The following is a 24092-nucleotide window of genomic DNA, read 5'->3' as shown; positions in this document are numbered from 1 at the left end:
GGACCTCGACGTCTATCCCCAGCTACCCCGTTTCACCGGCGCGCCCACACTCAACTCTGAAGAGCCGGATTGACACAGGGAATCTTGGTTCTCACGAGGCCTCATCGTCGCTGGCAATGGGTGAACGTCTATCGAGGAGAGTAGCCTCACCGTGAGCGGCGCTTCAGAGACGTTTGGTGGCCCATTCAAGCGACCTTGACCCCGGAGCGCTATAGAGAGACGACGAAACCCCTCCGTGGCCCATCAGGCGCTCCGGAGGGGTTTCGGGGGTCAGCCGTAAAGGCCGCCACCTCGTCCCGGGATGCGGGGGATCAGGAGATTTCGGGGAGCAGTTCGGCCATCTCGCTGAAGCTGTGGAAGTAGGGAATGGTGCTGCCCACGATGGGCTGCAGGATGGTGACCGCGACGCCCAGGGCCCCGAAGATGTCCTTGGAGTAGGCCAGCACGCTACGGCTGGACAAGAACAAGCCAACCGCCCACACGATGGTGATGACCCATTCGACGCCCAGGATGGCAAGTGCGTTGGGATTGGTATCGGGAATGAGAATCGCAACGATCTGAGTGATGATCATGGCGAGCATTGCTGCGGCGGCGACGGAGAATGCCACGACGCCTGATCGCTTCACCAGCCAATTCCTGGCGGGATTCATCGCGCCCTCCAGATTGCCGAAGTACTTGAATTCACTCTGCATCAGTAGTACACCGCCGAGAGAATAGAGAAGGACATGATGTAGGCCATGAAGATGATGACCGGAGAACCGAGGGCCAGGATGAGGCCGACAACTGCCATCCACTTGTGACCGAAGCCCTTGAGCCCCTTGATGGCCAGGATGATGGTGCCGATCCAGTAGGCGACCGTCATGAGCAGAGAGATGATGGAGCTGCGAGGCGTGATGATGAACTGAAGGATGGTCACGAAGCTGACGCCCGTTCCATCAGCCTGCTCGCCTGCGCCCAACTCTCCTTCGGACATTTCGGCGTATACCAGGGTGGGAGCCATGGCAATAATGCCGAACACCGTCGATATTCCAAACGCGATGAGCAGCAGCGAGAACACCATGGATGCAAACGCTGCTCTGTTTTCAATCACTAGTGCGCTTCCCCTCATTCGATCGATCAGAGCAATGGGTGGATCATCGCTCTGGATAGTCTATCCTCAGACTGCTGGAGGATTCCGCCTTTGGTGCATCTTCGCGATGGTGCGTCGAGTGCGCTCGTCCATCCCCCTGCCGGGACCTCGCGCATAGCGGTCGGCGTACTCCTGGCGCTCGGCGTCCGTGAGGCCGTCATTCCCCAGGGCATCCACCGTATACTCCGTCCTGCGGTGGGCCAGGTCGTGGGGTGAATCGCCCCGGGTTTGTTAGAGGCTCGCAAGTGCCGCGTCGGCGGGTGCCGGTGCGGGGTGGTTGTGATGGTAGGTGTCCTCGAGCTCGACGGGCGGGATCATGCCGATCTCGCCGTGGAGTCGACGGTGGTTAAACCAGTCGATGTATTCGGCCGTCGCGATCTCGAGGTCGTCGATGCTCTTCCACGGTCCACGGTTGCGGACCAGTTCGGCCTTGAACAGGGAGTTGAAAGCCTCAGCCAGGGCATTATCGTAGGAATCGCCGGTGGATCCGACCGAGGCGACTGCGCCGGCTTCGGTGAGGCGCTGCGTGTATCTCACGGCGACGTATTGAACGCCTTTGTCGCTGTGATGCGTCAGCCCGGTGACGTTGTGGCCTGCGTGCTGGCGGGTCCAGATGCCCATCTCCAGCGCGTCCAACGCGAGGTCGGTCCGCAGCGACTTCGACAGCTGCCAGCCGACCACTCGGCGGGAGAACACGTCGATGACGAACGCTGCATACACCCATCCGGCGAAGGTCCGGCAGTAGGTGATGTCCGCGACCCACAATTGATTCGGAGCCGTCGCCGTGAAGTCGCGATCGACGAGGTCAGGGCGCGAATCCGGGCCGCTGCCCGGGATCGTGGTGCGCGGTCCTTTGGCTCGGCTGATCCCCCGCAGTCCCTCGGCTCGCATGAGCCGTTCCACCGTGCAGCGAGCCACCTCGATGCCTTCGCGACGCAACTGAGCGTGCAGCTTCTTGGCCCCGTAGACGCCGAAGTTCGCTTTGTGGACGCGACGGATCTCGACCAGCAGTTCCTCGTCGCGCACCGTCCGTTTCGAGGGCGGGCGGGTCTTGAAGGCGTAGTACGTGCTCGGCGCGATCTGTGTGCCCGCTGCGGTGAGCGTCCTGCAGATCGGCTCGACGCCGAACTCGTGCTTGTGCTGGTCGATGTACTCCACGATCAACGCTGTGGGCGGTCGAGCTCCGCCGCGAAAAAAGCCGACGCCGACCTCAGGATCGAGTTCGCCCGGCGCAGCTCGCGCACTTCCTTCTCCAGCTCAACCAGCCGCTCAGAATCGCTGGACGTGGTCCCTGGCCGGTAGCCCTGATCGATCTCGGCCTGCTTCACCCAGGTCCGCAGCGTCTCAGGATGAATCCCGAGCTGCTCGCCCACACGGCGGTACGCGCCTGCTCTGGTCGCTCGATCCTGCCGGGCGTCCACGGCCATCCTCGTGGCCCTCTCCCGAAGCTCATCGGGGTACTTTCTCGGTGCTGCCATGCTCCTCATCCTCCCGTGGATTCAGAGCCTCCACCAGACCCGGGGCGATTCATGCGTACGGCCTCTCGCTGAACAAAAGCGGAAAGTGGAAGCGAGTCTCTGACAAGCAACAATAAGAGGCAGTACCTACAGCTGACGGCCGTTTTTCGGTCCTCAGGTTCCGCCCTTGCCGAACCATCTCGCCAGCTTGGCTACACAGGCGTCTTTCTCGGTTGGCAAGGTGAGGAACGACAGCTCTCCGGCACTCGTCTGCCAGGGACTGTTGCGCTCGAAGTCAGGGACTTCCTCGTCTTCCATAGCCGGATAGGCAAGCGCTGCCAGCGGTGCACCGAAGGTCGACGAGTAGGCATGCAGCTGATAGAGGTCCTCACGGTCAACACCACGCCAGTCACCGAGCCTCTTGTACTTGGCATCGAGCAGCGCCGTGACCGGCTCCTCCCCCACGAGGACATCCGGGTAGAGCTTGCCCATCGTGCGCAGTGGGTTGACGGTGGAGCGCGCCAAGTGCCCCGACGTCTGCGTGGTCGTGCCATGACGGACGGGCTGCTCCGTGGCCAAGCCGGCGCAGTGCAACACGAACAGTTCCCAGAGCTCTGCGACGTCGATCAGCACGCCGTGGGTCGACTCGTCCTCGGCAGCCACGCCGAGCGGATCCTTGTTCAGGATCCGCCACGACAGCTCGGCCGCACGTCGCCACTTGATCGTGATCGGGCTGTACCGGGTTCTCTGGATCTCGTGGAGGCTCGGCTTAGCCGGCCGCGACCCCGTGGCGTCCCGCAGCGTCGCCAGCTGCTCGTCGAGCCGCGGCCCTCGCCAGCGGGCCCCGGCAAGGTGATGATCGAAGTAGCGGTCTGCGAGGACCACGGCGCGGGACGGCGCGTTGTCGTAGGTCCGCACGACACGCGTCGAGACCAGGTCACGGTGCCCGGACGCTCGTCGGCGTGCGGTAGCTCCAACATCGAGACGCCCGTTCACAGCGAGTCCGTTCGAGCTGACCTTCAAGCCCGTCCGCGGCAGCGCATGCTGTCCCGCTGTCAGGACCGAAGCCCGCCACAACGCGGCCAGCAGCTGCGTGACCGCGCTGGTCGTACCCGTCGACTGCTCTGCCGTCCGCGGCAGGATTTGGACATTCAGGATCGTGCTGATCCACGACATGATCGTCTCGACGCCGAGGCGCGGCTGAATGACCAGTGTCCTGCCATCGTGTCGGATCTCGCCGATGTAGCGGTTCGCACGCCAGCCGTCGGCGTCACGGGTCAGGATCGGCTCGTTCGTCGGCTCGTGATCGGCCTCCAGCTGCGCTTTCAGCACGTACGGTTCCGGCGATAGCTTGGCAATCGAGGCGAGCCACTTTTGCTCATCTTCCGTCGGCTGACGGGCCCAGTGCCCCTCTGGAGTCAGGTCCTTGATCACCAAGCGATCAGGAGGTGCCTCCTCCGCGACGCTGCCCATCCTGCCGGCCATCTTCAGCGAGCCGGCCGAGTCACGAAGAGCTGCTTGAGCTCCTCGAGCTGCTCCACGCGACGGTCGGAGCCAGCCAAGTACTGCGACAGGACCGGCGCAATCGAGAGCGTCCAGAGCGAGAGCACGGGCTCACGCACCTTGTCGCGATCGGTCCAGAGGATCTTCGCCTGTCGACGGCCGTGAGTTCTGTATCGCCACTCGAGTCCGACGAAGTACGGCAGGTCACCGAACACTGCCGCTCCGAGCTCGTATTCCGGTCCCAGCTCAGGCAGCTCCGCGATCCTGGAGTTCAGTAGAGAGATCCTCTCCGCCAGCTCTTGGAGCTGCGGAACGGCATCTTGCCACTGCACCGTCATCTTCTGCTCAGCCCACTGGGATTCCCAGATGGCGAAGAGGGCCTCTTCGTCGAACGGCGTGGGGAACCAGAAGAACCGGCGTCGCATCGCAAAGTCCAGCGCTTCGACGGACTGGTCGATCTCGTTCATCGTCCCGATGATGTAGAGGTCCTCCGGCATGGTGAACCGAATCTGCTCGCCCGACGCTCCTTCAGCGAACAACTCCATCTCGACACCGCGCTTGTCACGTTCCATCGCGCTGAACGCCTCGCCGAACATTGCACTCAAGTCGGTCCGGTTGATCTCGTCGAGGATCAGCACGTGCGGGAGTGCTTGCTCCCCCATCTGCTGCTTCTCGGCTTCCATCCGCTCCACGAGTCGCGGCAGCGCGCCGAGCTGATAGCTCGTTCCGCCGTCAGCATCCAGACGCAGACCCACCATGAACTCGGCGTAGCCATAGGACGGGTGCATCTGCAGGTTCGCCACATGGCCGACAACAGCGACCTCGACCTTGTCTACGTCGCCGAAGTACTCATCAACGCCCCAGCGCTGTAGTGCAGCGGTCCTGATGACTCTCGCCGCCAGATCACGTGCCGTGTAGGTCTTCCCAGTCCCGGGAGGGCCGTAGAACACGATCTGCTTCTTGAAGTCCAAGGCAAACGCGGGATCCATTGACGCACTGTCGGTCGATCTGCCCGCCGGGTGCCAGATGGGCCTGAGATCCGGCTCGTAGTAGTCACGCCGGGCCTCGCTCCAGTCTGGCAAGCGCCTCTTCAGCTCCGTACGAATCGCGTACAGCCTCTGGTCCTGGCTAGCGTCCGAGTCACTGGTGTCGAGGTCCCCGAACGTCTTGAGGACAAGCTCCTTGTGCCTGTTCGATGCGATCCGCTCGAAGTACTGGGGATAGAGGAGATGGCACACGACGTGGCGCATGGTGTCGTTGTGGTGCTCTCCACCCTCTGCGAACTCGGCGAACCCCCAGGGGTTGTCCTCCAGGAGCTCGGTTCTGCCCTCAAGCGACAACTTCTTCAATCGCGAGGCGAGCTCCATCAGGTACCCAACGAGGAGGTCCTGACGAGTGTTGTAGTACTGGCCCGGGTTCGCGATCCAATTCCTGAGCGCCTCGTATTCAACACTGTCGGTGGAGACGTGTAGATCCTCGCGGTCAGGCCCGATGGTCTTGTTGATCATCGCCCGCTTGCGTTCGGACCCGACCGACACCGTGATCAGGTAGTAAACCAGCAGGCATTCGGCAGCCAGCAGCCTGACCTCGATCGGGGCACCTTCCAGCTGGATCTCCCACTTGCTCTCGAAGCTTCCACCGCCTTCGCCGCCCTCGAGGAGGTTCCCCCAGAACCTCCTATTCAGCTCGTCGAGCACAGGTTGCGACCAGACCGTCGGGAAGTCGTCGGGGTAGAGCAACGAGGCGTCACCTATCAACGACCCCTCACGCCATCGCGCACACAGCTCATCGATCTGTCGACGATCTTGATCGGAGTAAACAGCCATGGCCAACCTTCTCACCTCGGATCCCCTCGCGGGGCTCGTTCTTCACGCCACGTGCCGCACGCAAGCTCGTCACGGAACGTGTGCGGGCAGGCGCGGCCTCATGTCAGAGTCCGGCAGGCTGGCCCCCACAGGGTTGTCACCACACCGACAGAACGCTTGTACCCGCTGCTCGACACCCCCTACTGCGAGAGCTTGGTCGAGTTGAGGATCGCAAGCACCAGAGGGTTCACGCCCGATAGTGAAGGGGAATCCCGGGCCGTCGTCGACTCTGCCAGTCAGGACCGCCCCCGACCCGGCGACAACGGCGCGCCTCGACCAGCCGAAGTCGTCGGCGACTGACCATTGAGCATGTCACTTTGGAACTGGATGAACGACAACGGTGCCGGGCTATCCGCCTTGGCCGCGATCGCTACTGCGGCCATCGCTGTTCTCACCCTCCTCAGGGCTTCCCGCGACAGCAGTGACCGGACCCGACCGATGATCGTCGCGGAGATGCTTCCCGCAGAGCACGACTCGAACACCATCGACTTTGTGTTGCGCAACTACGGCCAGAGCTTGGCACGTGACGTAAAGGTTGCGTTCGATCCGCCCCTCTACGTTCCCGATGGCAAGGCATCGTTGACCACGCACGTTGACTTCAACAGGTAGAGGACCCCGGGTCGCTCCCGGGGCCCTCAACCTGCTCATAACGATCGCCGGATCAGATGGTGGGCGACGTATTCACTCCATGCGCCCGGCCGTACGCAGCGAGAATCCGCTTAGGGATCCGACCGCGCTCGGCGAGCGAGTGGCCGTTCTCCCGCGCCCAAGCGCGGATCGCCTCGCGCTCGTCAACGGTCGTCTCAGGCACGACGCGCTTCTTCCCGTCATCCAGGGTCCTACCCAACCGGCGGCCGGCCTTGATGTACGGCTCCAGGCCCATAGCGAGAGCTTCCAGCTCCTCCGGGCTGAGGTCGACCTCATGCCACTCGCCGGCATAACCGAAAGTCGCCCGCACAGCATCCGGCTCTCCGCTGAGGTCCGAGAGATAGATGGTCTTGGCAGTCATGATGATTCTCCGATCAACGCGCTTAAAGGGGTCTGTGACGACCCCAGCGCCGACCGCTCGCCCTAACCCGATGGGTGACACCCACAGTCTCCGATGGGGCGTCGTGCACCAGCCCGTCGTACACGTCGGCGATGTCGTCGCCGTCTGCGTCGAGGATCTGCTCCCAGTCGAATCCCATGTCGCTCCCCTACCGCTAGTGTGCCTGCTGCTGACCAATGATCGGCTCCATTCGCTGCGCCGCAAGCGCCCGAATGCTGCGATCGATGCGCTCGATGTCCTGGCGAGCCTTGCTCACCTCACGCTCTCCCAGCTGCCCTTGCGCCTCAGCGACCGCTCGCTCAGCCGACAGCTCAGCAATCCGGCCATCGACCTCTACCTCCGGCTCATCGCTGATGAGCTCCAGCAGAGACACACCCAGCGCCGCCGCGGCCGCGACAGCTTCATCGAGACGGATGACGTGCGTCTGGTTCTCCATACGCTCGACGAGCGTGGGATCGACGCTCGTCTCGAGGCGGTCTGCGATGCGGCGCGACAGCTCACCGGCGCTGATGCCGGCGTACTCACGCTCACTGCGCAAGCTCCGCGCGAAGAGATCACTGGGCAGTGGATTCATCGGACACCTCCTCACGGTGCTTCAAGCTTCTACAAGGTCACGAGCCCGGCTGGGACCACTCCCCCGTGACGCCAACTTCAGCGTGGGTGAAGCCGTTGATGATCATCGACGTACCTTCACTGCCACCCTGTCCACCCGGGATGACTGCCACGCTGACGTTCGCAAACGCGCCCAGCTCACCGGGGATCGCGTCCGGGTCGTCGGTGTCCTCCTGTTCATAGGAGAAGCGCAGATACGCGAAGTTGTTGTCGTCGTCTTCGCTGCACTCATCAATCAAGGTCATGTGTGAGAAGTCGCTGGTGAAGTACTGTGCGTCCTTCTCGAGGTCCTCGTCGGCCGGGATCTCGTCGACTACGTCCTCTTCGTCGACGCCACCGTCCGCGAGAGCCGCGAACACCTTCTCCTGCGGGGACTCATCGGAGTCGGGATTCGACTCAGCCAGGGCCTGCTGCCCACTCTCGGTGTAGACGACTTCGACGTCGAGCCGGCACATCCCCGTAACGAACGCCTTGGAGCTGAGGACGAAGTGGTCGACGGCCACCGAGCGTTCATCTGGGATCGCCGCCTTAAGGTCATCCGAGAGCTGGACGACGACCTCGCTATCGCTGGAGACGAAAGGCTCCTGATCGTCAGAGCGTTCGACTCGAGCCTCGTCGAACTGGTAGACGACCTGCTCAGGCAATTTCTCGCTGGACGTTTCGCCGTCGCTTCCGCCAGCGGGTGCAGTGTCACCGTCACCCTCGCTACCCCCGCTACAACCGGCAAACGCGATGGACGCAACGGCGAGACCCGTCGCCAACAGGCTGATCTTTGACATTCGAGAGGTCCTGTTCCGAGTGCCGAGCGTCGTGATCAAGAGTGGATTCCTGTCCGCGTAGGTAAGTGGTAGCCGACCCTGCCCCCGCATGCAGATCGCCCTGTATGGGCGACAGCGAGTCGACTCGCGGCCAACTGTACAAGAAATAGGCGCGTTTACGTTACTGTGCATTGAACGCGACTCTATGAGCGTGGAGTCATGCCTGCTCCCGTTCCCGACCTGCGTGCACTCGGTATCGAGATTGCCCGATTGCGCCGGGATCAGAGCATGTCGATCGACCGGCTGGCCGAGGCAGCCGAGGTGCACAGAAAGTCGATCATTCAGATCGAAGCTGGCCGGGTCGCAGCGAAAATCTCGACGCTGCACGGCATCGCCCACGCTCTTGGCGTACCCCTAACTGAGCTGGTGGCTCCCGTGTGCGCACGGCATCCGAAGTCGGTACGGACTCCCACGGCGATCATCTGACCCATCGGCGCAAGCGGCTCCCTTCATGGCAAGCTGTCCGGCATGAGCGGCGACGTCATCCATCACCTCTACCGCCGCCCAGGGGATCTGCTGCCCTACTGCGGCGTCACCCCGGGACGCGACCCGCTGACCGGGAACTGGAACGCCGGCCACGACGAGGCCCTGCTCCTCGAGGCACTCGACTTCGGCCTGGCCAGCTGCATTACGTGCCTTTCTCCCGAAGCACTGGGCGGCTGGACGCCGCTCATCCTCAGCGACGAGGGTGGGGACGAGGAGTAGCGGCAGAGCGCGGATCGGGCATGCGCACGGATACGTACCTCCTGACACGGATCGTTCTCAGACCCCGGCCGCCCTGGCACACAAGTTGGCTCATCCCGGACTGACGACAGGTCTCCAGGCTGACTGTCAGTCGTCTAGGGAGACTTCGCGGTCACGCGGCAACAGAGCCGCCAGCTGGCGAGCGACCTCCGGGCCAGGACGGGGGAAGGTCTCGACGACGCGATCTGCCCATTCATCCACGTTCTGCGGCTCCGTCGGGACCGGCGGCACCTGGTCCTCCGATGGAGCGACGGGTACGAAGTCCTCGTCATCTTCCTGTTCCAGGTACAGATCCGCCGGGTCCTCTTGGGAGAGTCGGCCCCAAGAGTCCAGCAGGAAGTCTGACGGGCCGAAGACAACCCGGCCGTAGTCGAAGGCCCGGCCGCGCACGGTCGCTCTATTGACGGTGACCGAGATCAGGATCCGCACGATGTCCCTGCGGTCGAACAGATCAGCATCCTCCCAGCCCGCGGCGAATGTGTTGGCGTCGAGCATTCGCCGCAAGGCTGGCGACGTCACCGGAGCGACCTGCTGCTCACGGATTCGCTCGATCTCCTCGTCGATACGCTTGTCCTCGAGTGCGTACGCACGCATCTTGATGAGGTCCTCGGAGCGCAGCTGGTCGAGCTCGTCACGTTCGTTCTCGAGAGCAGCTATTTGGGCTGCAGGGTCGGGGCCGGCGCGTGTGCCCTCGCGTTCGCTCTGCTGGCGATACGCCGTGGCCAGGTCATCGCGGAAGCCCTGGGAGTCGAAGAGTCGATAGAGCACAGCCTCGACCATCTCGTCGACCTTGGGGGCCGTCACTGTGACACGACGACACCCTTCGTGATCACAGGTGTACGCCCGCGGCATCCGGGACATATTGGTCCGCGCCTTCATCCGCGCACCGCACTCCCCGCAGCGCGCGATCCCCGAGAGCAAGTGTCGCGGCTCAGGGCCACGCGGGACGGAGATAGACCGCCGCGATGGGTCCGCCAGGATCGCGTGAAGTCGCATCCAGGTCCCGTACTCGATGATCGGTGCCCAGGCCGCCTCTCCTATGTCCTGCCCCTGATGGACGCGCCGCCCCGCGATCGTCGGATTAATCAGCCTCTGACGCAATGATTGCGGATGCCAATCGCTGACGACCCCCGCAGGGTTCTCGGCAAGGGTCTTGGTATTCGGTCTCCGTGGACTTGGTACGCCTCTTTCGGTGAGGTCCATCGCGATCTTGCGCAGGGACCTCCCTTCGATCACAGCTCGCGCAGCCTCGGCCAGGACCTGAGCTTCTGGCGAGAGCGTCTTGGGTAGCTCAGAGTCGGGCAGCACCGGGATGAGTTCCCCGTCGGCGTTCGGCGCAGGCAATCCCGCAATATCAGCCTTCACGAAGGGGGTCTGGCACAGTAGCGCCCCGGACGTCGCGTCGTAGACACGCCGGTAGCCATACGGGAGGCGGCCGTGAGGACGCCGGGCCTCGGCGTTGCGCCGTACCGTGCGCATGTTGCGATCACGGATCTCGGACGCGTCGCGCTCGGCGAAGAGTATGTCGAGTCCGGTGTTGAAAGAGTCTGTCGCCAGCTCGAAGTCGAAAGTTCGATCCTTGTACACAAGGTCCACATCTGCAGCGAGGCAGGCCTCCCGTAAGACGACGAACTCATTGAGATTTCGCGTGGCCCGGGATGCTTCCCAGACGATGAGTATGTCGATCTCTCGAGCCCTGATGACCTCAAGGACGTTGTCGAAGCCCTCGCGCTTGCGCTTGGCTGAGGCGCTGGCAGAGCGGTTGTCGTCACGGATGACGCGAACGACATCCACACCGTTGGCGTCGGCCCAGGCCTGGCACTCACGAATCTGGTCATCGACGCTGGCCCCTCGGTGCTTCGGGTCGCGAGACGCTCGTCCGTAGATCAATCCTCTTTTGGCCACGACTCCGAGGCTAACCGCTGCACTCCCCTACTGCTCTGTTCTCCACAGATCGAAGACGGTCGGTGCAGGCGTGTTGCGGAGCCGCTCCGCCTCGGCATGGGACAGGTCCGGCACTTCGCCTTCTGGGGACTGGAACCCTTCGACCGGGTCGAGCTGGTCGATGAAGGCCCTTGACCACGCGACGAAGTCGGCGCTCTCGGGGCCGGCTCTGTCCTCGATCTCCTGGAGGAAGTTCCTCATGCGGCTGGCCCGCTCCCAGGACTTCGTCCCGTCCGTCAGCGCCTTTTCCCACCGCTCGTAGTGCTCGCGGCGCTGCTTGAGCAGCTGCGCAGCCTCCCGACGATCCTGCACGAGCTTCCGACACCCCTGCCGAGTTACTCGCGCCAGAGACGTGATCGGGGGATCATACGCAGTGAAATTCACAGCCCAACAACGTTTAAGCACGTATGCGCAAACTAGATGCCATGCCGCATATCTTCTGCCTGCATCTCTGCGTACATCTCTGCGTGATATTCAACCACATCTTCCGAAGGCTGCACTGAAAATTGATATTCAGAGGTCTCGATGGCAACTTCCTGCAATTTTTTCAGAGACGAAGTGACGCCAGACTGGTTCGCGAGGTTTTCAATCATCGACGCGGTCAAGTCAGCGAACACGTCCTTCGTAATCCGATCTGAAAACTTCACATTCTCTAGTAGCTTCAGAGTCGCTTCATCCAGCGCCGAATTCTTACGCCACGTATTATACGCGGCGATCACTTTGCCACGCTTGCTCTCGATCCTCTCACGGCGTACCACCCAAGCGAGCGTCTCTTTCGTCGGGGCCCAGTTGGACTTCTCTTGATTGCAAGGGCCACAGATGACCGCCAAGTTCCCCGGATCATGGACATCAAAATACCCCCGTTGAAACTTAGACGACTCCAATGCCGACCTCAGTTGTAATGCGGAAGCTTTCTGCGGTACAACATGGTCAATCTGTGCCTCTCGCGAAAAAATTTGCCCAGACTCGCAACGCGCACTCCCTTCAAACCAGCATCGACGTTCTTGCGCAGACAGGAGTGAATGCTTCAATACACGATTCTTTCCGCCGGCATTATAGCGCGAGCCGCCTGCTGCACTAAGTCCAATATTTTTAAAGTGAGCATCCCACTCCTTGCTCGACCATTCATCTCGAGCCTTGACAAGATCTCCATCACTAACGCTATTCATCACACAAGTGCCTTTCGTTCAAATTAGAGTTAGCCGACCTGATCACAATGGCTGGTTGTCAGATCCTGCACGACGGCCCCCAAAACGTACCTACCCCTGTAATGGCGATGCCGGGGCGACCTGCTGGGATCGGTAGAACGCCCGGGCGATCAGCTGGCGCGCACGGTCCGACTCGGCGTCCCCGGCAAAGATGATCTCGCTGAACCTGCCGAGCACGTCCCCTGCACCAAGAACGGCCTCATCAGTACCGCTGTGGAGGTCAGGGCTCTCCTCGAATTGGCTCTCGCTGTTCGACTTAGCCTGGCGCACCAGCGTCTCGTCCTCACCGAGCTTCGAGATGATCGTCGTGACGGCACCCATGGCTGTCTCTTCGGACTCTCCGAGCATCGCCGAAAGTTCCCGGACCACCTCGAGCAGCGCGACCATGTTCGGGTCACGCGGCTCACCGCTGCCCGACTGGGTCGTGCCGGTGATCGAACCTCCGGCAGAGATGTCGATGTCGACCGGCTGCTCCTCGACCAGCTGGAGGCGAGTCAACTCGACGTCAGAGAGGTCGATGACCTCCGAGACCTCTGAGTCCCGCAGATGCGGTGAGAGCAGGCGCAGGTAGATCGCCTTCTTCGCAAGATCGAGGTCCTCGTAGTCCTCTACCTGGGTGATGAAGTCAAAGAAGCTCAGGAACGACGTCACGTTCTTCCGGAACAGCACCAGCTCGTCCAGGTCCAAGCGGTCCTCTTGGCGACGAGCGTGGTCGAGCCGATCTCGATAGCGCTTCTTCGCCGGTCCCAGGCCAGCGGCGATCTTTGCGTTGACCTTGGAACCCCTGCCGGTGCCTTCGAACATGAAGGCGGTCGCGACTTGCTCGACCTCCTCGATCTCGTAGATGTCCGCTCCGTCGAGCCTCGAGACCATGTCCCAGATCAGGTTCGGATCAGTCAGCTCATCGATCTGAGCATCGGCGTAGTACGGCTCGAAGGCCTCCTGGATATCGGCCGGCTCGTTGACGAAGTCCACGACCTGTGTCAGGAGCGAGGTCTTCTTCGTGCCCTTCTGGGTCGTGTGCGTCCGGTTCAGGCGCGACAGCGTCTGCACAGCGGTGATACCGGAGAGCTTCTTGTCTACGTACATCGCGCACAGCAACGGCTGATCGAAGCCAGTCTGGAACTTGTTCGCGACGATCATGACCCTGTACTGGTCGCTCTTGAATTCCTGGCGCAGATCGCGAGCGGCACCATTCATGGTTCCCTCGGTCAGCGTCTCCAGTCCGAGCTCAGCGCTGACTTTGGAATCCTCGACCGTGCCCGAGAACGCCACGAGAGTGCCGTAGTCCAGGCCCTGGCTCTTGATGTACCGATCGATCTCGCGCTTGTAGCGCACCGCGCCAAGCCTGTTCGGAGAGACCACCATGGCCTTCGCGTGCCCATCCAGCAGATGAGCGACGTTCTCCTTGAAGTGCTCGACAATGATGGCTGACTTCTGCGCGATGGTGGTCGGGTTGACCCGCACCCACTGCATCACGGCCTTCTTGGCCTTGTCCTCCTCCACCTCCGTGTCCAGCGACCCCGCGATCCGTTCACCGAGGTCGAAGTACATCTTGTAGGTGCGGTATCCGCGCAGGATGTCGAGGATGAACTCCTCCTCGATCGCCTGCTTCATCGAGTAGAGGTGGAAGGGTTTGGGTTCCGCTTCATCGTTGTCACGATGCCCGAAGAGCTCCAGGGTCTTCTTCTTCGGCGTCGCGGTGAACGCAAAGAAGGTGATCCCCTCGTGGCTCGCCCGAGCCTTCATCTCATCCCTGAGCATCCGGTCGATCATCATCTGCTCGGCGTCGACCTCGACCTCGCCGGTCTCATCGAGCTCTTCCTGCTGCTCGGTGGTCAGCACGCTCTTGAGCTTCGCAGCGGTCTGGCCCGACTGGGACGAGTGCGCTTCGTCGGCGATGACCGCGAACCTCTTACCGGCGAAGACATCGGCGCTCTGAAGCTGGTCGAGGATGAACGGGAAGGTCTGGATCGTGACGACAATGATCAGCTTGCCCGACTCCAGTGCCTGGGCGAGAGCGCCGGACTTGGAGCCGGTACCCGACTCGCGAATGGTCTTGTCGTCGATCGTCGCGACGATCGACTGACTGTCCATGTCGATCTGCCGAATGGCTTCCTGCAGCTGCGCGTCGAGCACGTTTCGATCGGTGACCACGATGACGGTGTCGAAGAGCTTCTGATTGCCGACCTGCAGCCGAGCCATGCGGTGAGCTGTCCACGCGATGGAGTTGGTCTTCCCTGACCCGGCGGAGTGCTGGATGAGGAACCGCCGGTCCGGTTCCGGGGCCGTGACTGCCTGACCGAGCTTCTCGACGACGTCCCACTGGTGGAAGCGGGGGAAGATCAGCGTGTACGAGCGCTTCTGCCGTCCGCTCTCGTCCTTGGTGCGGGACTCGGAGATCCAGATGAAGCGCGAGAGGATCGCCAGCCACGCGTCGCGCTGCAGCACCTGCTCCCAGAAGTATGCCGTCCGCTGCCCCTGCGGGTTCAGGGCGTTGCCGGCCCCACCATCCTCAGTTCCGCGGTTGAACGGCAGGAACCGGGTCTTCGGCCCGTCGAGCTTCGTGGTCATCCAGACCTCGTCCTCGGACACCGCGAAGTGCACCAGAGCACGGGTGCCGTTGCCGAGCAGCGCGTAGGGCTTCTTGCCCTTCGCGCCCAGGGAACGGGTTTTGTACTGCGCCTTCGCGTTCTCGACGGTCTGCGTGTTCTCGGTCTTGACCTCCGCGGTCGCTACCGGCACGCCGTTGAGGAAAAACACCAGGTCGATGGACTTGTTGGCGTCGCCGTAGTGCACCTGACGCATCACCCGCAGACGGTTGGCCTGGTAGCGGGCGAGCGTCGCCGGGTTCAGCGTCGTCTCCGGGCGGGCCTGCATCATGTCGAACTTCGCCGACCCGGCACCGAGGCCTGCAACATTGAAGCCCTTGCGCAGCGTCCGCAGAGCACCTTCGCGGTCGGTCATCGGCTTGTCGAGACTGGCTACGAGACGATTCAGGAGCATCCGCCGGCGCTTGTCCTCATCCGGCGAGCCGGGCTTGATGAACTTCTCGAACGCAGCGGGTTGCGTCTCCTGAAGCCATGCGAAGACGTCTCCCGGAACAAGCGCGCGCTCCACGTCGTAGAGGTCGTCGTTCTGGGAGTAGAGCCAGCCGTTCGCTTCGAGGTGTTCGGCGAGCTCGCGCTCGAACTCGATCTCCTTATGCTGCCCCGTCATGCTGCCGTCCTCACGTCGATCTGGCCCGTGACTGCTGCGGTGATGAGTGCCGCCCGGCGCTCCAGAGAGAGCGTGATGAGATCCTCGGACTCAGCGATGAGAGCGTCGATGCGGGAAGTTTGGTCGTCGAGGTATTCCGAGATTCTATGCTGTTCGACATCTGGCGGAATAGGCACGGGCATGGCTTTTAATTTCTCGGCCGTGAGATGCGGCATCGAAACGATATTACTGTACGCCCTCATGAGCCCCTTCGCTCTAACGGCTTGAAGGTAGTAGGCAATGAAACGGCCGTCACCAAATGGTCGGATCCTGTTAATACTGTTTTGGAACCCCCAGCCGACCAGCGACTCCCGAAGAAAGGCAGCACGCCCGTAGCCACCAACACCTCCTTCGACAACCACTACGTCTCCCTTCTGGAGATCCAAAGAACGAAGTTCGCCCGGGGTGAACCACATAGTTTTGAACTCGCCGTCAGCGACAACACCGTCCGGTTGAACGTTTGCGGCACGCATGTAAGGTGCTTCAATGTCTCCCTCCCTGCCTCGCGGCTGAAGCATCTTCCCCAGAGTCACTTCCCCGAGGTGCTTAATGCGGCCACTAGTCCATCTTTGAGGTATAACCCCAATCCACGGCATGGGCGACGTCCCAAGCGGACCTCCGTCGATGCCGCGAGTAACCCCTTGCGCAATTAATTCGACGCGTCGTTCCCGCATTGTTTCGATGAGGCCGCGCTGCTCGGCGAGCAGCTCGTCGATCCGCTTCGTCTCGCGGTCGAGGAAGTCGGCGATTAAATGCTGTTCAGTGCGGCTTAGGTTCGGAACATCAAGGTTCTCGAGGTTCGAACTAGAAATAGCCCTGAAGGTAGATCCGGTCGATTCTGCATCGAGACGCTCGATCTGTGTGTGCAACCACCACCAAAGGAACCCGCTATTCACATTCACGGCCCGAATGGCGGCAAGACCTCGGCCGATTCCGTAGGCTTGATCGGCGAAATTGAGGGCCCCCACCGGGGCGCGAACCGATATAAGAACATCCCCTTCCTTCGCTCGCTTTGGCGGGCTTTCGACTTGCCACTTCGGATTTGGCGATAGAGCACCAAACTCAGCATTGCCTTGCATAAAAGCAAGCCCGTGCTCGAATTCAGACACGACCTCCGAGGGAGGGGATTGCCCCGCGATAACTTCTGCAACGAACTTAAGCCGAGTCACGCCTCCACCGCCTTGAGCATGGTGAGGATCTTGGCGATCTTCGCTTCTAGGTCGTGGTCGATCTCCTCGAGCGGGCGAGGCGGAACGTACTTGTAAAAGATCCTGGTGAACGGGATCTCGTAGCCGACCTTGGTCTTCTTGTGGTCCACCCAGGCGTCGGGCACGTGCGGTGCGACCTCGGCGGCGAAGTACGCCTCGATGGTGGCGTCCATCCCATCGGCTCCCTCGGTGTTGCCGCCATAGGTGAACGGCACGTTCTCGGTGTCGCGCTTCTTGCTGTCGGGCTTCGGCTGGCCCTTGCGGTCGCGCACGACCTCGCCGTCGTCATCAAGCAGTGGTCGCTCGACGGTGATCGTCCAGTAGCCGAACTCATCGGTGGACAGGATCTTCGAGTTCTCCCCCTCCTCATGGGCGTCGTAGAGCGAGACGATCTCGTCGCGGTGCGCCTCAGGGATCTCGCGACGCTTCGATCCCATGCCCTTGCGCATCTTCGTCCACATGCCAGTGGCATCCACCAGCTGCACCGTGCCCTGGCGCTCGGGCTTCTTGGCATTGTCGAGCACCCAGATGTAGGTAGCGATGCCCGTGTTGAAGAACATGTCGGTCGGCAGCGCGATGATCGCGTCGACAAGGTCAGACTCGAGCAACCACTGGCGGATCTTGCTCGGCCCCGACTCTGCAGCGCCGGTGAACAGCGGTGAGCCGTTGAGGACGATGCCAGCGCGGCCGCCACCCTCGTGGGCCGGGCGCATCTTGCTGACGAGGTGCTGCAGGAAGAGCATCTGCCCGTCGCTGACGGATGGAAGCCCGGCACCGAAGCGTCCGAGCTTGCCGGTGCGCGCCTCCTCCTTCACGAACTCCTCGGCAGCCTTCCAGTCCACGCCGTAGGGCGGATTCGAGAGGCAGAAATCGAAGGTGCGGCGGTAGAAGTGGTCCTGGATGAGGGTGTCGCCCTTGCGGATGTTCCCGATGTCCTGGCCCTTGGAGATCATGTCCGACTTGCAGATCGCGTAGGACTGGCCGTTGATCTCCTGGCCGTACAGCGTGAGCCGAGCGTCAGGGTTGCGCTCACGCAGGCGTTCCTCGGCGACCGAGAGCATGCCCCCGGTGCCGGCAGTGGGGTCGTAGACCGTGCGGACCACGCCCTCCCCGAGGAGCGACTCCTGCTCCTCCGCGAACAGCAGGTCCACGAGAAGGCGGATGGCGTCGCGGGGCGTGTAGTGCTCGCCGGCTTCCTCGTTCGAGGCTTCTGCGAACTTGTAGATGAGGTGCTCGTAGAGGTCGCCCATCTCCGCGTTGGAGATCGCGCTCGGGTGGAGGTTCACGCCGGCGAACTTCTCCACCACCAGGTAGAGCCGGTTGTTCTCGTCGAGGACGTTGATGACCTGTTCGAAGCCGAACTGCTCGAACACGTCGATGTTCGCCGAGAAGCTGGTGACGTACTCGATGAGGTTCTCGCGCAGCTGGTCCGGATCATCGAGGAGACGGGCGAAGTCGTACTGGCTCGTGTTGTAGAAGGACAGGCCCGTACCTCGCCGCATCTGGGCGTCGAGGACTCCCCCGGTGTGCTTCTTCGCAAGCGCCCGCATCTCGTCCCGCGTGGAGGCCATCAGGGCATCCAGCCGGCGCAGGATCGTGAATGGCAGGACGATGCTGCCGTACTGGTGCGGCTTGTAGACGCCGCGAAGCTGGTCCGCGATAGACCAGACGAAGGGCCCGAGGTTGCTCATGTATGAGTCCGCTTCTCCATAGGTGAACGAGTTGCGACCCACGTTAGACGCCTACAGGGACATTCCTGGACTGTTGCCCGGGAGTCGGGTGCCAGTCGGTGCCGGATCGATACCGGGCAGCTCGACGGCGGGCACATCTCCCTGGAGACCAGGCCCGACGAGCCTTGAGGCGGTGCCGCGTTTTGCACTCCCTGTTCGTCACGTTCTCCCCGGCGAGCAGCGGCAAGGTGCACAGCTTGGTCACGGCATCGCGTGCCGAGTTCGCATGGATCGAGGCAAGGCCGGGCAGTCCACTGTTCAAAGCGATCAGCATGTCGAGGCTCTCCGCTTCGCGGACCTCTCCGACGATGATCCGGCTGGGCCTCATCCGGAGCGCCTCTTTCACGAGCCGCCGCATCGAGATCTCCCCCGTGCCTTCGAGGTTCGGCTGACGGGTCTGCATCGCCACGACATCGCGAAGAGCAAGGTTCAGCTCGAAAACTTCTTCGATGGTCACCACCCGCTCCCGAGCACCGACCGACTGCGCCAAGCAGCGCAGGAAGGTGGTCTTTCCCGCCCCCGTCGCCCCGGACGCGATGACGTTGAGCCCGGAGGCGATCGCGGCATCGAGAAAATCGGCAGCCTGCTGCGGAAGGGACCCGAGCCCCACCAGGCCCTGCAGGTCGTAAGCCTTCGCGACGAATTTTCGGATGTTGATGGCCCAATGAGCACGAGTCACGCTGGGAATCACCACGTGCAGACGGGACCCATCGGGCAGCAATGCATCGACGAAGGGAGTGCTCATGTCGAGCCGGCGGCCGCTGCTGACCAGCATCCGCTCGACGATCCCGCGCACCTCGGTGTCGCTGAGCACCACAGTGGTCAACTCGGAGCGCCCGTTTCGTGCAATGAACACCTGCGAGGGGGAGTTCAACCAGATCTCCTCGATACCCGGGTCATCGAGCATCTCCTGCAGCGGGCCGAAGCCGCCGATCCGGGCCGCGATCGTCGCGACCATCGTGTCGTCGTCATCGCGCAGCACCGGGACTTCACCGGAAGCGGCACGCTGATCGTAGTCGGCGACCACCTCACGAATGAAGGGTTCCAGCTGATCAGCATGCACATCGAGACCTCGTCGGCGTATCAGCTCGCGCGATTCGCTCTCGATGATGGTGGCGGCGTCCATGCGTTCCCCTCCGGGCTCTGACCGACCGGTTGCCCCCACCATTGTGAGGTGACGCACGTCGCGTCGTCTCCGACACTGTAGGGGGAACTCGGGGCCACCGCTCGTCCCTCCCAGCAATTGTGGATAATTTTCCCTGCTCACGATCATGGCAGGATGACGTCTGTCCACGGTCCCACCGATCCCAGGAGCTCCCTCATGGCCGACTCCGCAGCCAAGGGCAAAGACGCCACTTCAATGTCCGCCACCACCGTGAAATACATGGCCAAGCGCGTGCTCAGCGAGTTTCTGCGTGACGGCGGCACGGACCAGGCCGCGAAGCTCACTTATTTCATGGTGCTCTCGATCGCTCCGACCTTGCTGGCCCTGTTCTCTCTGGCCACGTTGCTGCTGTCCGGCATCCAGGACCAGATCGCCCAGCTCATCAAAGATGCGATCTCGTCCGGGGCTGGCGGCAGCGGAATGGAGGTCGGCGGTGCGGTCGACTCCACGCTCAATTCCCTGATGGGTTCTGCGACCGGCGGCACGGTCGCTCTCATCGTCGGTATCGCCACCGCACTGTGGTCCGCCTCGGCGTACATCAAGGCGTTCGGAAGGGTCACGAACCACATCTATGAAGTTCCCGAGGGGCGCGGTCCGATCCGGATGAACGGCACCATGCTGCTGCTCACGGTCGCGATGATCCTCGGCATCCTGCTGGTGATGGTCTCGGTGCTGCTGAGCGAGTCCCTCGTGCAGGGCCTGCTGGGGCCGATCGCCTCCACCATCGGAGCGGAAGGCGTGCTGACCTTCTTGCTGGATTCGTTCCTGCCGATCTGGGCATGGGCCAAGTGGCCGGTGATCCTGGTGATCGCCTTCGCCCTGATCTCACTGCTGTACTGGGGCGCGCCCAACATCAAGAAGCCCTTCCGCTTCATCTCCCCCGGTGGGGTGTTCGCGATCCTCGGCATCGCCGTGGCCGCCGTCGCCCTCTCCATCTACATGGGTACCGTCGCCGGCTACTCCAGCTACGGGGCCATCGGCGGCATCATGGCGGTGCTGTTCGCCCTGTGGGTCATCAACATCGTGATCATCATGGGCGCGGAGGTCGATGCCGAGTACGAGCGTGCCCGCGAGCTCGCGTCCGGCAAGGCCGCTGAGGAGTCCCTGGCGCTGCCGATGCGAGACTCCAGCGGCGCGGAGAAGGCGGACGCCAAGTACGAGAAGATCGTAGACGAGGGCCGTGACATCCGCTTGCAGAATCTCCACCACGATGCTGAGGCCTACACCGGCGAGGATGCCCGCCTCACCCCTCGCCATGGCGTGCCCACCGTCGATCCCGACGCCGACAGCTCCGGTGCACGATCAAAGGACGCCTGAGATGTGCGGTCGCTTCGCCTTCTTCCAGGAGATCGAGCCGCTGGTGGACGATCTCGGCGCGGTCGACCTCACAGATCCGCACCTGCGAAGTCGCTGGAACATCCCGCCCACAGCTCCGATCCACGTGGTCACCGAGTCGATCGACAAAGAGACCGGCGAGGTGCTGCGGGCACTGCGGGTGGCGCGCTGGGGGCTGCTGCCGCCCTTTGCGAAAGACGAGTCGTTCTCCTCGCGCACTTTCAACGCCCGTCGCGAGACCCTCGGCCAGAAGCCGAGCTTCCGCGGGAGCCTGGGGCGATACCGCGCGATCGTCCCGATGGACGGCTACTACGAGTGGGTGCGCGGGGAGAAGGGCGCCCGGAAGCAGCCCTACTTCATCGCCCCGGCAGATGGCTCCCCGCTGTACATGGCCGCACTGGTCTCCTGGTGGAAGGGCCCGGGATCCCATGAGGGCCCGGCCGCGAGCGACGACGGCAGCTTCCTGCTCAGCACCACGATCATCACCCGCGAGGCGACCGGGGAGCTCGCCGAGATCCACGACCGCACTCCGGTGATGCTGCGACGCGATCAGCTCGACTCCTGGCTCGACACGGCGATGGACGACCGCCACGCGGCCCAGGAATGGATCCTGGAGGACACCCACCTCCTGGATGACGACACCCTCGACGTCCGTGAGGTGGATCCACGCGTCGGCAAGGTCGGCAACGAAGGACCCGAACTGCTGGACCCGCCGCAGACCCTGCTCTGACCTCTGCCTCAACACACACTCTTCGCCCGACGCCCCACGCCTGGGGGCTGGACCTGGACCTGGACCTGGACCTGGACCTGGACCTGGACAAGGGCATGGAACTGGACATGGGCATGGGCATGGAGCTGGACTCCATCCATCGCAGCGCATATCCACCCCAGTGCGACCACTGCACGGTGCAGATCCGCCTGCAGTCTGACGCGCCCGACGGCGCGGCGCCCGTACCCTCGAAGCCATGACCAACGGATCCGAGCATCGAACGGAAGCGCCCGCCGAGCGCTTCCGCTTCCGCGACCCGTTCCGCTGGATCATCGAGAACCCCGGCACGGTCGACCTGATCGGCTTCGGCGGGGCCTCCCTCCTGATCCTGATCTCCTCCCTATGGACCGGCTCGATCGGCTGGTGGACTCTGTTCACCGTGCCGATGGTCGCCGCCGGGGCGCTGTGCCGGGTGCGTCCGATGCTCGGCGTGATCCTGATCGGCGCGCTCGCCGTGCTGCACCTGCTGGTGAACATCCCGGTGGTCATGGGGGATGTGATGACGTTCTACGCAATGTTCTGCGCCGTCGCCTATGGCAAGCCCGCCGTGCATGGCCTCGGCGTGGCCGCCGGTCTGCTCGGCGTCTTCGCGCAGGCGTCGTTCTGGGCGGTGGATGCCCTGCGCAGCGAGTACGGCGGACCTCTCGAAGCGCTGATCAGCTTCTTCGGCCTCGGCCTCGTCGGCACCATCACGATCGTCGCGGTCTGGGCATTGGCCAACCTGCAACGGGCCCGGGTGCGGCAGCTCGCCCTCACCCGTGACCGGGCCGAACAGGCTCTTAGGGAGCGCGAGCAGCGCACCGCGCTCGCGGTCGCGGCGGAGCGTGCTCGGATCGCCCGGGAGATGCACGATGTCGTCGCGCATTCCCTCTCGGTGATCATCGCGCAGGCCGACGGCGGCCGCTTCGTCGCCGCGCAGAAGCCGGAGCAGGCCGCCGAGGTGCTGGCCACCATCGGGGAGACCGGTCGGGCGGCGCTGGCCGATATGCGCTCCCTGCTCGGTGTGCTGCGCCAGGAGGACGAAACCAGTTTCGGACCGCAGCCTGGCCCGGAGATGCTGGGCGACCTCACCGACCGGGTGGTCGCGGCGGGGCTCGCTGTCGATCTCCAGGTCGAAGGACCCCTGGAGGATCTCCCCCATTCGCTCGGGGTGTCCGTGTTCCGACTGGTCCAGGAATCGCTGACCAACGTCCTCAAGCATGCCGGCCCCGGTGCCTCCGCCGCGGTGCGGATCATGCGCGGCCCCCAGCAGCTCGTGATCGAGGTGCTCGACGACGGCCAGGGCACCGATCCCGCCTCCGACGGTCAGGGGCACGGCCTGACCGGGATGCGGGAGAGGATGTCGGTGTTCGGCGGCACCCTGCAGGCCGGTCCGCTCCCCTCACGCGGCTACCGGGTCCGCGCCGTCGTGCCGCTGACCGGATCGCTCGAGCCCATGACCTCCCGCGCCAGCCGGTGAGCACGTCGACCAGCGACCCACCTCCCGCCGCCCCGACCCCGCACCACCCCCTCACATCGCCCCATCCCCTCTGCGCGTTCCCAGGAGAGCCCCGATGAACGATCCGCTCGACCGCCCATTGCGCATCGCCCTGGTCGATGACCAGCCGCTGGTGCGCGCCGGCTTCACGATGGTGATCGACTCGCAGGACGACATGGAAGTCGTCGCTCAGGCCTCCCATGGCATCGAAGCCGTCGAAGTGCTGCGCGGTCGCACCGTAGACGTGGTCCTCATGGATGTGCGGATGCCGAGGATGGATGGGATCGAGGCGACAGCACGGATCCTCGAGCAGGCTCCCGCAGACCGCTCTCCGAAGGTGATCGTCCTGACCACCTTCGATCTGGACGAGTACGTCGTCTCCGCGATCCGTGCCGGGGCCAGCGGCTTCCTGCTCAAGGACGCCCAGCCCGAGGATCTGCTCGGGGCGATCCGCACCGTCCACCGCGGGGACGCCGTGATCGCCCCGTCTGCCACGCGCCGACTGCTGGAGCGCGTGGTGCGCGCCCCCGAACCGGAAGAGAAGGACACCGCCGTCCTGGACCCGCTCACCGAGCGGGAGCGCGAGGTGCTCACCCTGATGGGGCGAGGATTCTCCAACCGGGAGATCGGGGCAGAGCTGTTCGTCGCCGAGGCGACCGTGAAGACCCATGTGGGCCGGGTGCTCGCCAAGCTCGGTGCCCGGGACCGGGTGCAAGCCGTGATCATCGCCTTCGAGACCGGGCTGGTCGCCCCCGGCGCCAGCTGACGGCGCATCTCCCGACCCTGAGGATGCCCGGCAGCTCTCAGCACGACTGCAGTGCT

The 24092-nt window shown here is 63.3% G+C and carries 22 protein-coding genes and 1 other annotated feature; of the genes, 7 read left to right on the top strand and 15 right to left on the bottom strand.

Features of this window, described 5'->3' with window-relative positions:
- Nucleotides 1–311 precede the first annotated feature (311 nt).
- From ABD893_RS04570 to ABD893_RS04550, 5 genes are all read right to left on the bottom strand, one after another.
- Nucleotides 312–692 (bottom strand): hypothetical protein, encoded by a 381-nt coding sequence (locus ABD893_RS04570; RefSeq protein WP_345076368.1) that lies wholly within the window; start codon nucleotides 690–692, stop codon nucleotides 312–314.
- On the bottom strand, nucleotides 692–1060 hold the full coding sequence (locus ABD893_RS04565) for a hypothetical protein (RefSeq protein ID WP_345076367.1): 369 nt from the start codon (nucleotides 1058–1060) through the stop codon (nucleotides 692–694). Before ABD893_RS04565 ends, ABD893_RS04570 begins: the two co-directional genes overlap by 1 nt.
- Nucleotides 1061–1360: 300 nt before the next feature.
- A protein-coding gene (locus tag ABD893_RS04560) for an IS3 family transposase (RefSeq protein ID WP_345076366.1) occupies nucleotides 1361–2607 on the bottom strand; the annotation gives its coding sequence in 2 pieces (ribosomal slippage) (nucleotides 1361–2322 and nucleotides 2322–2607; 1248 coding nt in all).
- Nucleotides 2201–2329 (bottom strand) — a sequence feature (AL1L pseudoknot). (Overlaps the previous gene by 129 nt.)
- Before the next feature lie 153 nt (nucleotides 2608–2760).
- Nucleotides 2761–4020, bottom strand: a complete 1260-nt coding sequence (locus ABD893_RS04555; protein WP_345076365.1) for a 5-methylcytosine restriction system specificity protein McrC — start codon at nucleotides 4018–4020, stop codon at nucleotides 2761–2763.
- Nucleotides 4021–4073: 53 nt separating this feature from the next.
- Entirely contained in the window at nucleotides 4074–5915 is a 1842-nt protein-coding gene (locus ABD893_RS04550) for an AAA family ATPase (RefSeq protein WP_345076364.1), read from the bottom strand.
- A gap of 348 nt (nucleotides 5916–6263) precedes the next feature.
- Here ABD893_RS04550 and ABD893_RS04545 point away from each other — a divergent pair, with 348 nt between their 5' ends.
- Nucleotides 6264–6563: a hypothetical protein gene (locus ABD893_RS04545; protein WP_345076363.1), complete on the top strand. Its 300-nt coding sequence runs from the start codon at nucleotides 6264–6266 to the stop codon at nucleotides 6561–6563.
- A gap of 52 nt (nucleotides 6564–6615) precedes the next feature.
- On the opposite strand, the gene ABD893_RS04540 is transcribed toward ABD893_RS04545, so the two are convergent.
- The 3 genes from ABD893_RS04540 to ABD893_RS04530 form a co-directional block, all read right to left on the bottom strand.
- A complete protein-coding gene (locus ABD893_RS04540; protein WP_345076362.1) occupies nucleotides 6616–6963 on the bottom strand; it encodes a histone-like nucleoid-structuring protein Lsr2 in 348 nt (115 codons plus the stop codon).
- Nucleotides 6964–7156: 193 nt separating this feature from the next.
- On the bottom strand, nucleotides 7157–7576 hold the full coding sequence (locus ABD893_RS04535; RefSeq protein WP_345076361.1) for a hypothetical protein: 420 nt from the start codon (nucleotides 7574–7576) through the stop codon (nucleotides 7157–7159).
- A gap of 37 nt (nucleotides 7577–7613) precedes the next feature.
- Entirely contained in the window at nucleotides 7614–8393 is a 780-nt protein-coding gene (locus ABD893_RS04530) for a hypothetical protein (protein ID WP_345076360.1), read from the bottom strand.
- Between the two features lie 198 nt (nucleotides 8394–8591).
- On the opposite strand from ABD893_RS04530, the gene ABD893_RS04525 reads away from it, so the two are divergent.
- A complete protein-coding gene (locus tag ABD893_RS04525; protein ID WP_345076359.1) occupies nucleotides 8592–8858 on the top strand; it encodes a helix-turn-helix domain-containing protein in 267 nt (88 codons plus the stop codon).
- A gap of 42 nt (nucleotides 8859–8900) precedes the next feature.
- Entirely contained in the window at nucleotides 8901–9137 is a 237-nt protein-coding gene (locus tag ABD893_RS04520) for a hypothetical protein (RefSeq protein ID WP_345076358.1), read from the top strand.
- A gap of 126 nt (nucleotides 9138–9263) precedes the next feature.
- Here ABD893_RS04520 and ABD893_RS04515 read toward each other — a convergent pair whose 3' ends face one another.
- The 7 genes from ABD893_RS04515 to ABD893_RS04485 all read right to left on the bottom strand — a co-directional run bounded on the left by ABD893_RS04515 (nucleotide 9264) and on the right by ABD893_RS04485 (nucleotide 19650).
- On the bottom strand, nucleotides 9264–11081 hold the full coding sequence (locus tag ABD893_RS04515; protein WP_345076357.1) for a recombinase family protein: 1818 nt from the start codon (nucleotides 11079–11081) through the stop codon (nucleotides 9264–9266).
- 27 nt (nucleotides 11082–11108) lie between these two features.
- Complete coding sequence (locus tag ABD893_RS04510) at nucleotides 11109–11432, bottom strand: hypothetical protein (RefSeq protein WP_345076356.1); 324 nt, start codon at nucleotides 11430–11432, stop codon at nucleotides 11109–11111.
- 104 nt (nucleotides 11433–11536) lie between these two features.
- On the bottom strand, nucleotides 11537–12289 hold the full coding sequence (locus tag ABD893_RS04505; protein WP_345076355.1) for a GmrSD restriction endonuclease domain-containing protein: 753 nt from the start codon (nucleotides 12287–12289) through the stop codon (nucleotides 11537–11539).
- 90 nt (nucleotides 12290–12379) lie between these two features.
- Nucleotides 12380–15547, bottom strand: coding sequence for a type I restriction endonuclease subunit R (locus ABD893_RS04500; protein ID WP_345076354.1), 3168 nt, complete (start codon nucleotides 15545–15547; stop codon nucleotides 12380–12382).
- Nucleotides 15544–16695, bottom strand: coding sequence for a restriction endonuclease subunit S (locus tag ABD893_RS04495; RefSeq protein WP_345076353.1), 1152 nt, complete (start codon nucleotides 16693–16695; stop codon nucleotides 15544–15546). The genes ABD893_RS04500 and ABD893_RS04495 overlap by 4 nt, the downstream gene beginning before the upstream one ends.
- A gap of 56 nt (nucleotides 16696–16751) precedes the next feature.
- A complete protein-coding gene (locus tag ABD893_RS04490) occupies nucleotides 16752–18485 on the bottom strand; it encodes a type I restriction-modification system subunit M (protein WP_345076352.1) in 1734 nt (577 codons plus the stop codon).
- 43 nt (nucleotides 18486–18528) lie between these two features.
- Nucleotides 18529–19650, bottom strand: coding sequence for a TadA family conjugal transfer-associated ATPase (locus ABD893_RS04485; protein WP_345076351.1), 1122 nt, complete (start codon nucleotides 19648–19650; stop codon nucleotides 18529–18531).
- A gap of 195 nt (nucleotides 19651–19845) precedes the next feature.
- On the opposite strand from ABD893_RS04485, the gene ABD893_RS04480 reads away from it, so the two are divergent.
- From ABD893_RS04480 to ABD893_RS04465, 4 genes are all read left to right on the top strand, one after another.
- Nucleotides 19846–21006 (top strand): YihY/virulence factor BrkB family protein, encoded by a 1161-nt coding sequence (locus ABD893_RS04480; protein WP_345076350.1) that lies wholly within the window; start codon nucleotides 19846–19848, stop codon nucleotides 21004–21006.
- A 1-nt stretch (nucleotide 21007) separates the two neighbouring features.
- Nucleotides 21008–21754: an SOS response-associated peptidase gene (locus ABD893_RS04475; protein ID WP_345076349.1), complete on the top strand. Its 747-nt coding sequence runs from the start codon at nucleotides 21008–21010 to the stop codon at nucleotides 21752–21754.
- 235 nt (nucleotides 21755–21989) lie between these two features.
- The gene (locus tag ABD893_RS04470) at nucleotides 21990–23252 is read left to right on the top strand and encodes a sensor histidine kinase (RefSeq protein ID WP_345076348.1); all 1263 of its coding nucleotides are present in this window, start codon (nucleotides 21990–21992) and stop codon (nucleotides 23250–23252) included.
- 94 nt (nucleotides 23253–23346) lie between these two features.
- On the top strand, nucleotides 23347–24036 hold the full coding sequence (locus tag ABD893_RS04465; RefSeq protein WP_345076347.1) for a response regulator: 690 nt from the start codon (nucleotides 23347–23349) through the stop codon (nucleotides 24034–24036).
- The last annotated feature ends 56 nt before the right edge of the window (nucleotides 24037–24092 follow it).

The sequence above is a fragment of the Brachybacterium paraconglomeratum genome (assembly GCF_039541415.1).
Classification (GTDB): Bacteria; Actinomycetota; Actinomycetes; order Actinomycetales; family Dermabacteraceae; genus Brachybacterium; species Brachybacterium paraconglomeratum_A.
The sequence above is the reverse complement of the archived record's forward strand: the minus strand, read 5'-3'. Positions and strand labels throughout refer to the sequence as shown.

Excerpts from the sequence above, each read along its gene's own strand:
- ABD893_RS04570 (WP_345076368.1), bottom strand. The coding sequence starts at position 692 with ATGCAGAGTGAATTCAAGTACTTCGGCAATCTGGAGGGCGCGATGAAT.
- ABD893_RS04565 (WP_345076367.1), bottom strand. The coding sequence starts at position 1,060 with ATGGTGTTCTCGCTGCTGCTCATCGCGTTTGGAATATCGACGGTGTTC.
- ABD893_RS04550 (WP_345076364.1), bottom strand. The coding sequence starts at position 5,915 with ATGGCTGTTTACTCCGATCAAGATCGTCGACAGATCGATGAGCTGTGT.
- ABD893_RS04545 (WP_345076363.1), top strand. The coding sequence starts at position 6,264 with ATGTCACTTTGGAACTGGATGAACGACAACGGTGCCGGGCTATCCGCC.
- ABD893_RS04540 (WP_345076362.1), bottom strand. The coding sequence starts at position 6,963 with ATGACTGCCAAGACCATCTATCTCTCGGACCTCAGCGGAGAGCCGGAT.
- ABD893_RS04535 (WP_345076361.1), bottom strand. The coding sequence starts at position 7,576 with ATGAATCCACTGCCCAGTGATCTCTTCGCGCGGAGCTTGCGCAGTGAG.
- ABD893_RS04530 (WP_345076360.1), bottom strand. The coding sequence starts at position 8,393 with ATGTCAAAGATCAGCCTGTTGGCGACGGGTCTCGCCGTTGCGTCCATC.
- ABD893_RS04525 (WP_345076359.1), top strand. The coding sequence starts at position 8,592 with ATGCCTGCTCCCGTTCCCGACCTGCGTGCACTCGGTATCGAGATTGCC.
- ABD893_RS04520 (WP_345076358.1), top strand. The coding sequence starts at position 8,901 with ATGAGCGGCGACGTCATCCATCACCTCTACCGCCGCCCAGGGGATCTG.
- ABD893_RS04505 (WP_345076355.1), bottom strand. The coding sequence starts at position 12,289 with ATGAATAGCGTTAGTGATGGAGATCTTGTCAAGGCTCGAGATGAATGG.
- ABD893_RS04500 (WP_345076354.1), bottom strand. The coding sequence starts at position 15,547 with ATGACGGGGCAGCATAAGGAGATCGAGTTCGAGCGCGAGCTCGCCGAA.
- ABD893_RS04490 (WP_345076352.1), bottom strand. The coding sequence starts at position 18,485 with ATGAGCAACCTCGGGCCCTTCGTCTGGTCTATCGCGGACCAGCTTCGC.
- ABD893_RS04485 (WP_345076351.1), bottom strand. The coding sequence starts at position 19,650 with ATGGACGCCGCCACCATCATCGAGAGCGAATCGCGCGAGCTGATACGC.
- ABD893_RS04480 (WP_345076350.1), top strand. The coding sequence starts at position 19,846 with ATGGCCGACTCCGCAGCCAAGGGCAAAGACGCCACTTCAATGTCCGCC.
- ABD893_RS04475 (WP_345076349.1), top strand. The coding sequence starts at position 21,008 with ATGTGCGGTCGCTTCGCCTTCTTCCAGGAGATCGAGCCGCTGGTGGAC.
- ABD893_RS04470 (WP_345076348.1), top strand. The coding sequence starts at position 21,990 with ATGACCAACGGATCCGAGCATCGAACGGAAGCGCCCGCCGAGCGCTTC.
- ABD893_RS04465 (WP_345076347.1), top strand. The coding sequence starts at position 23,347 with ATGAACGATCCGCTCGACCGCCCATTGCGCATCGCCCTGGTCGATGAC.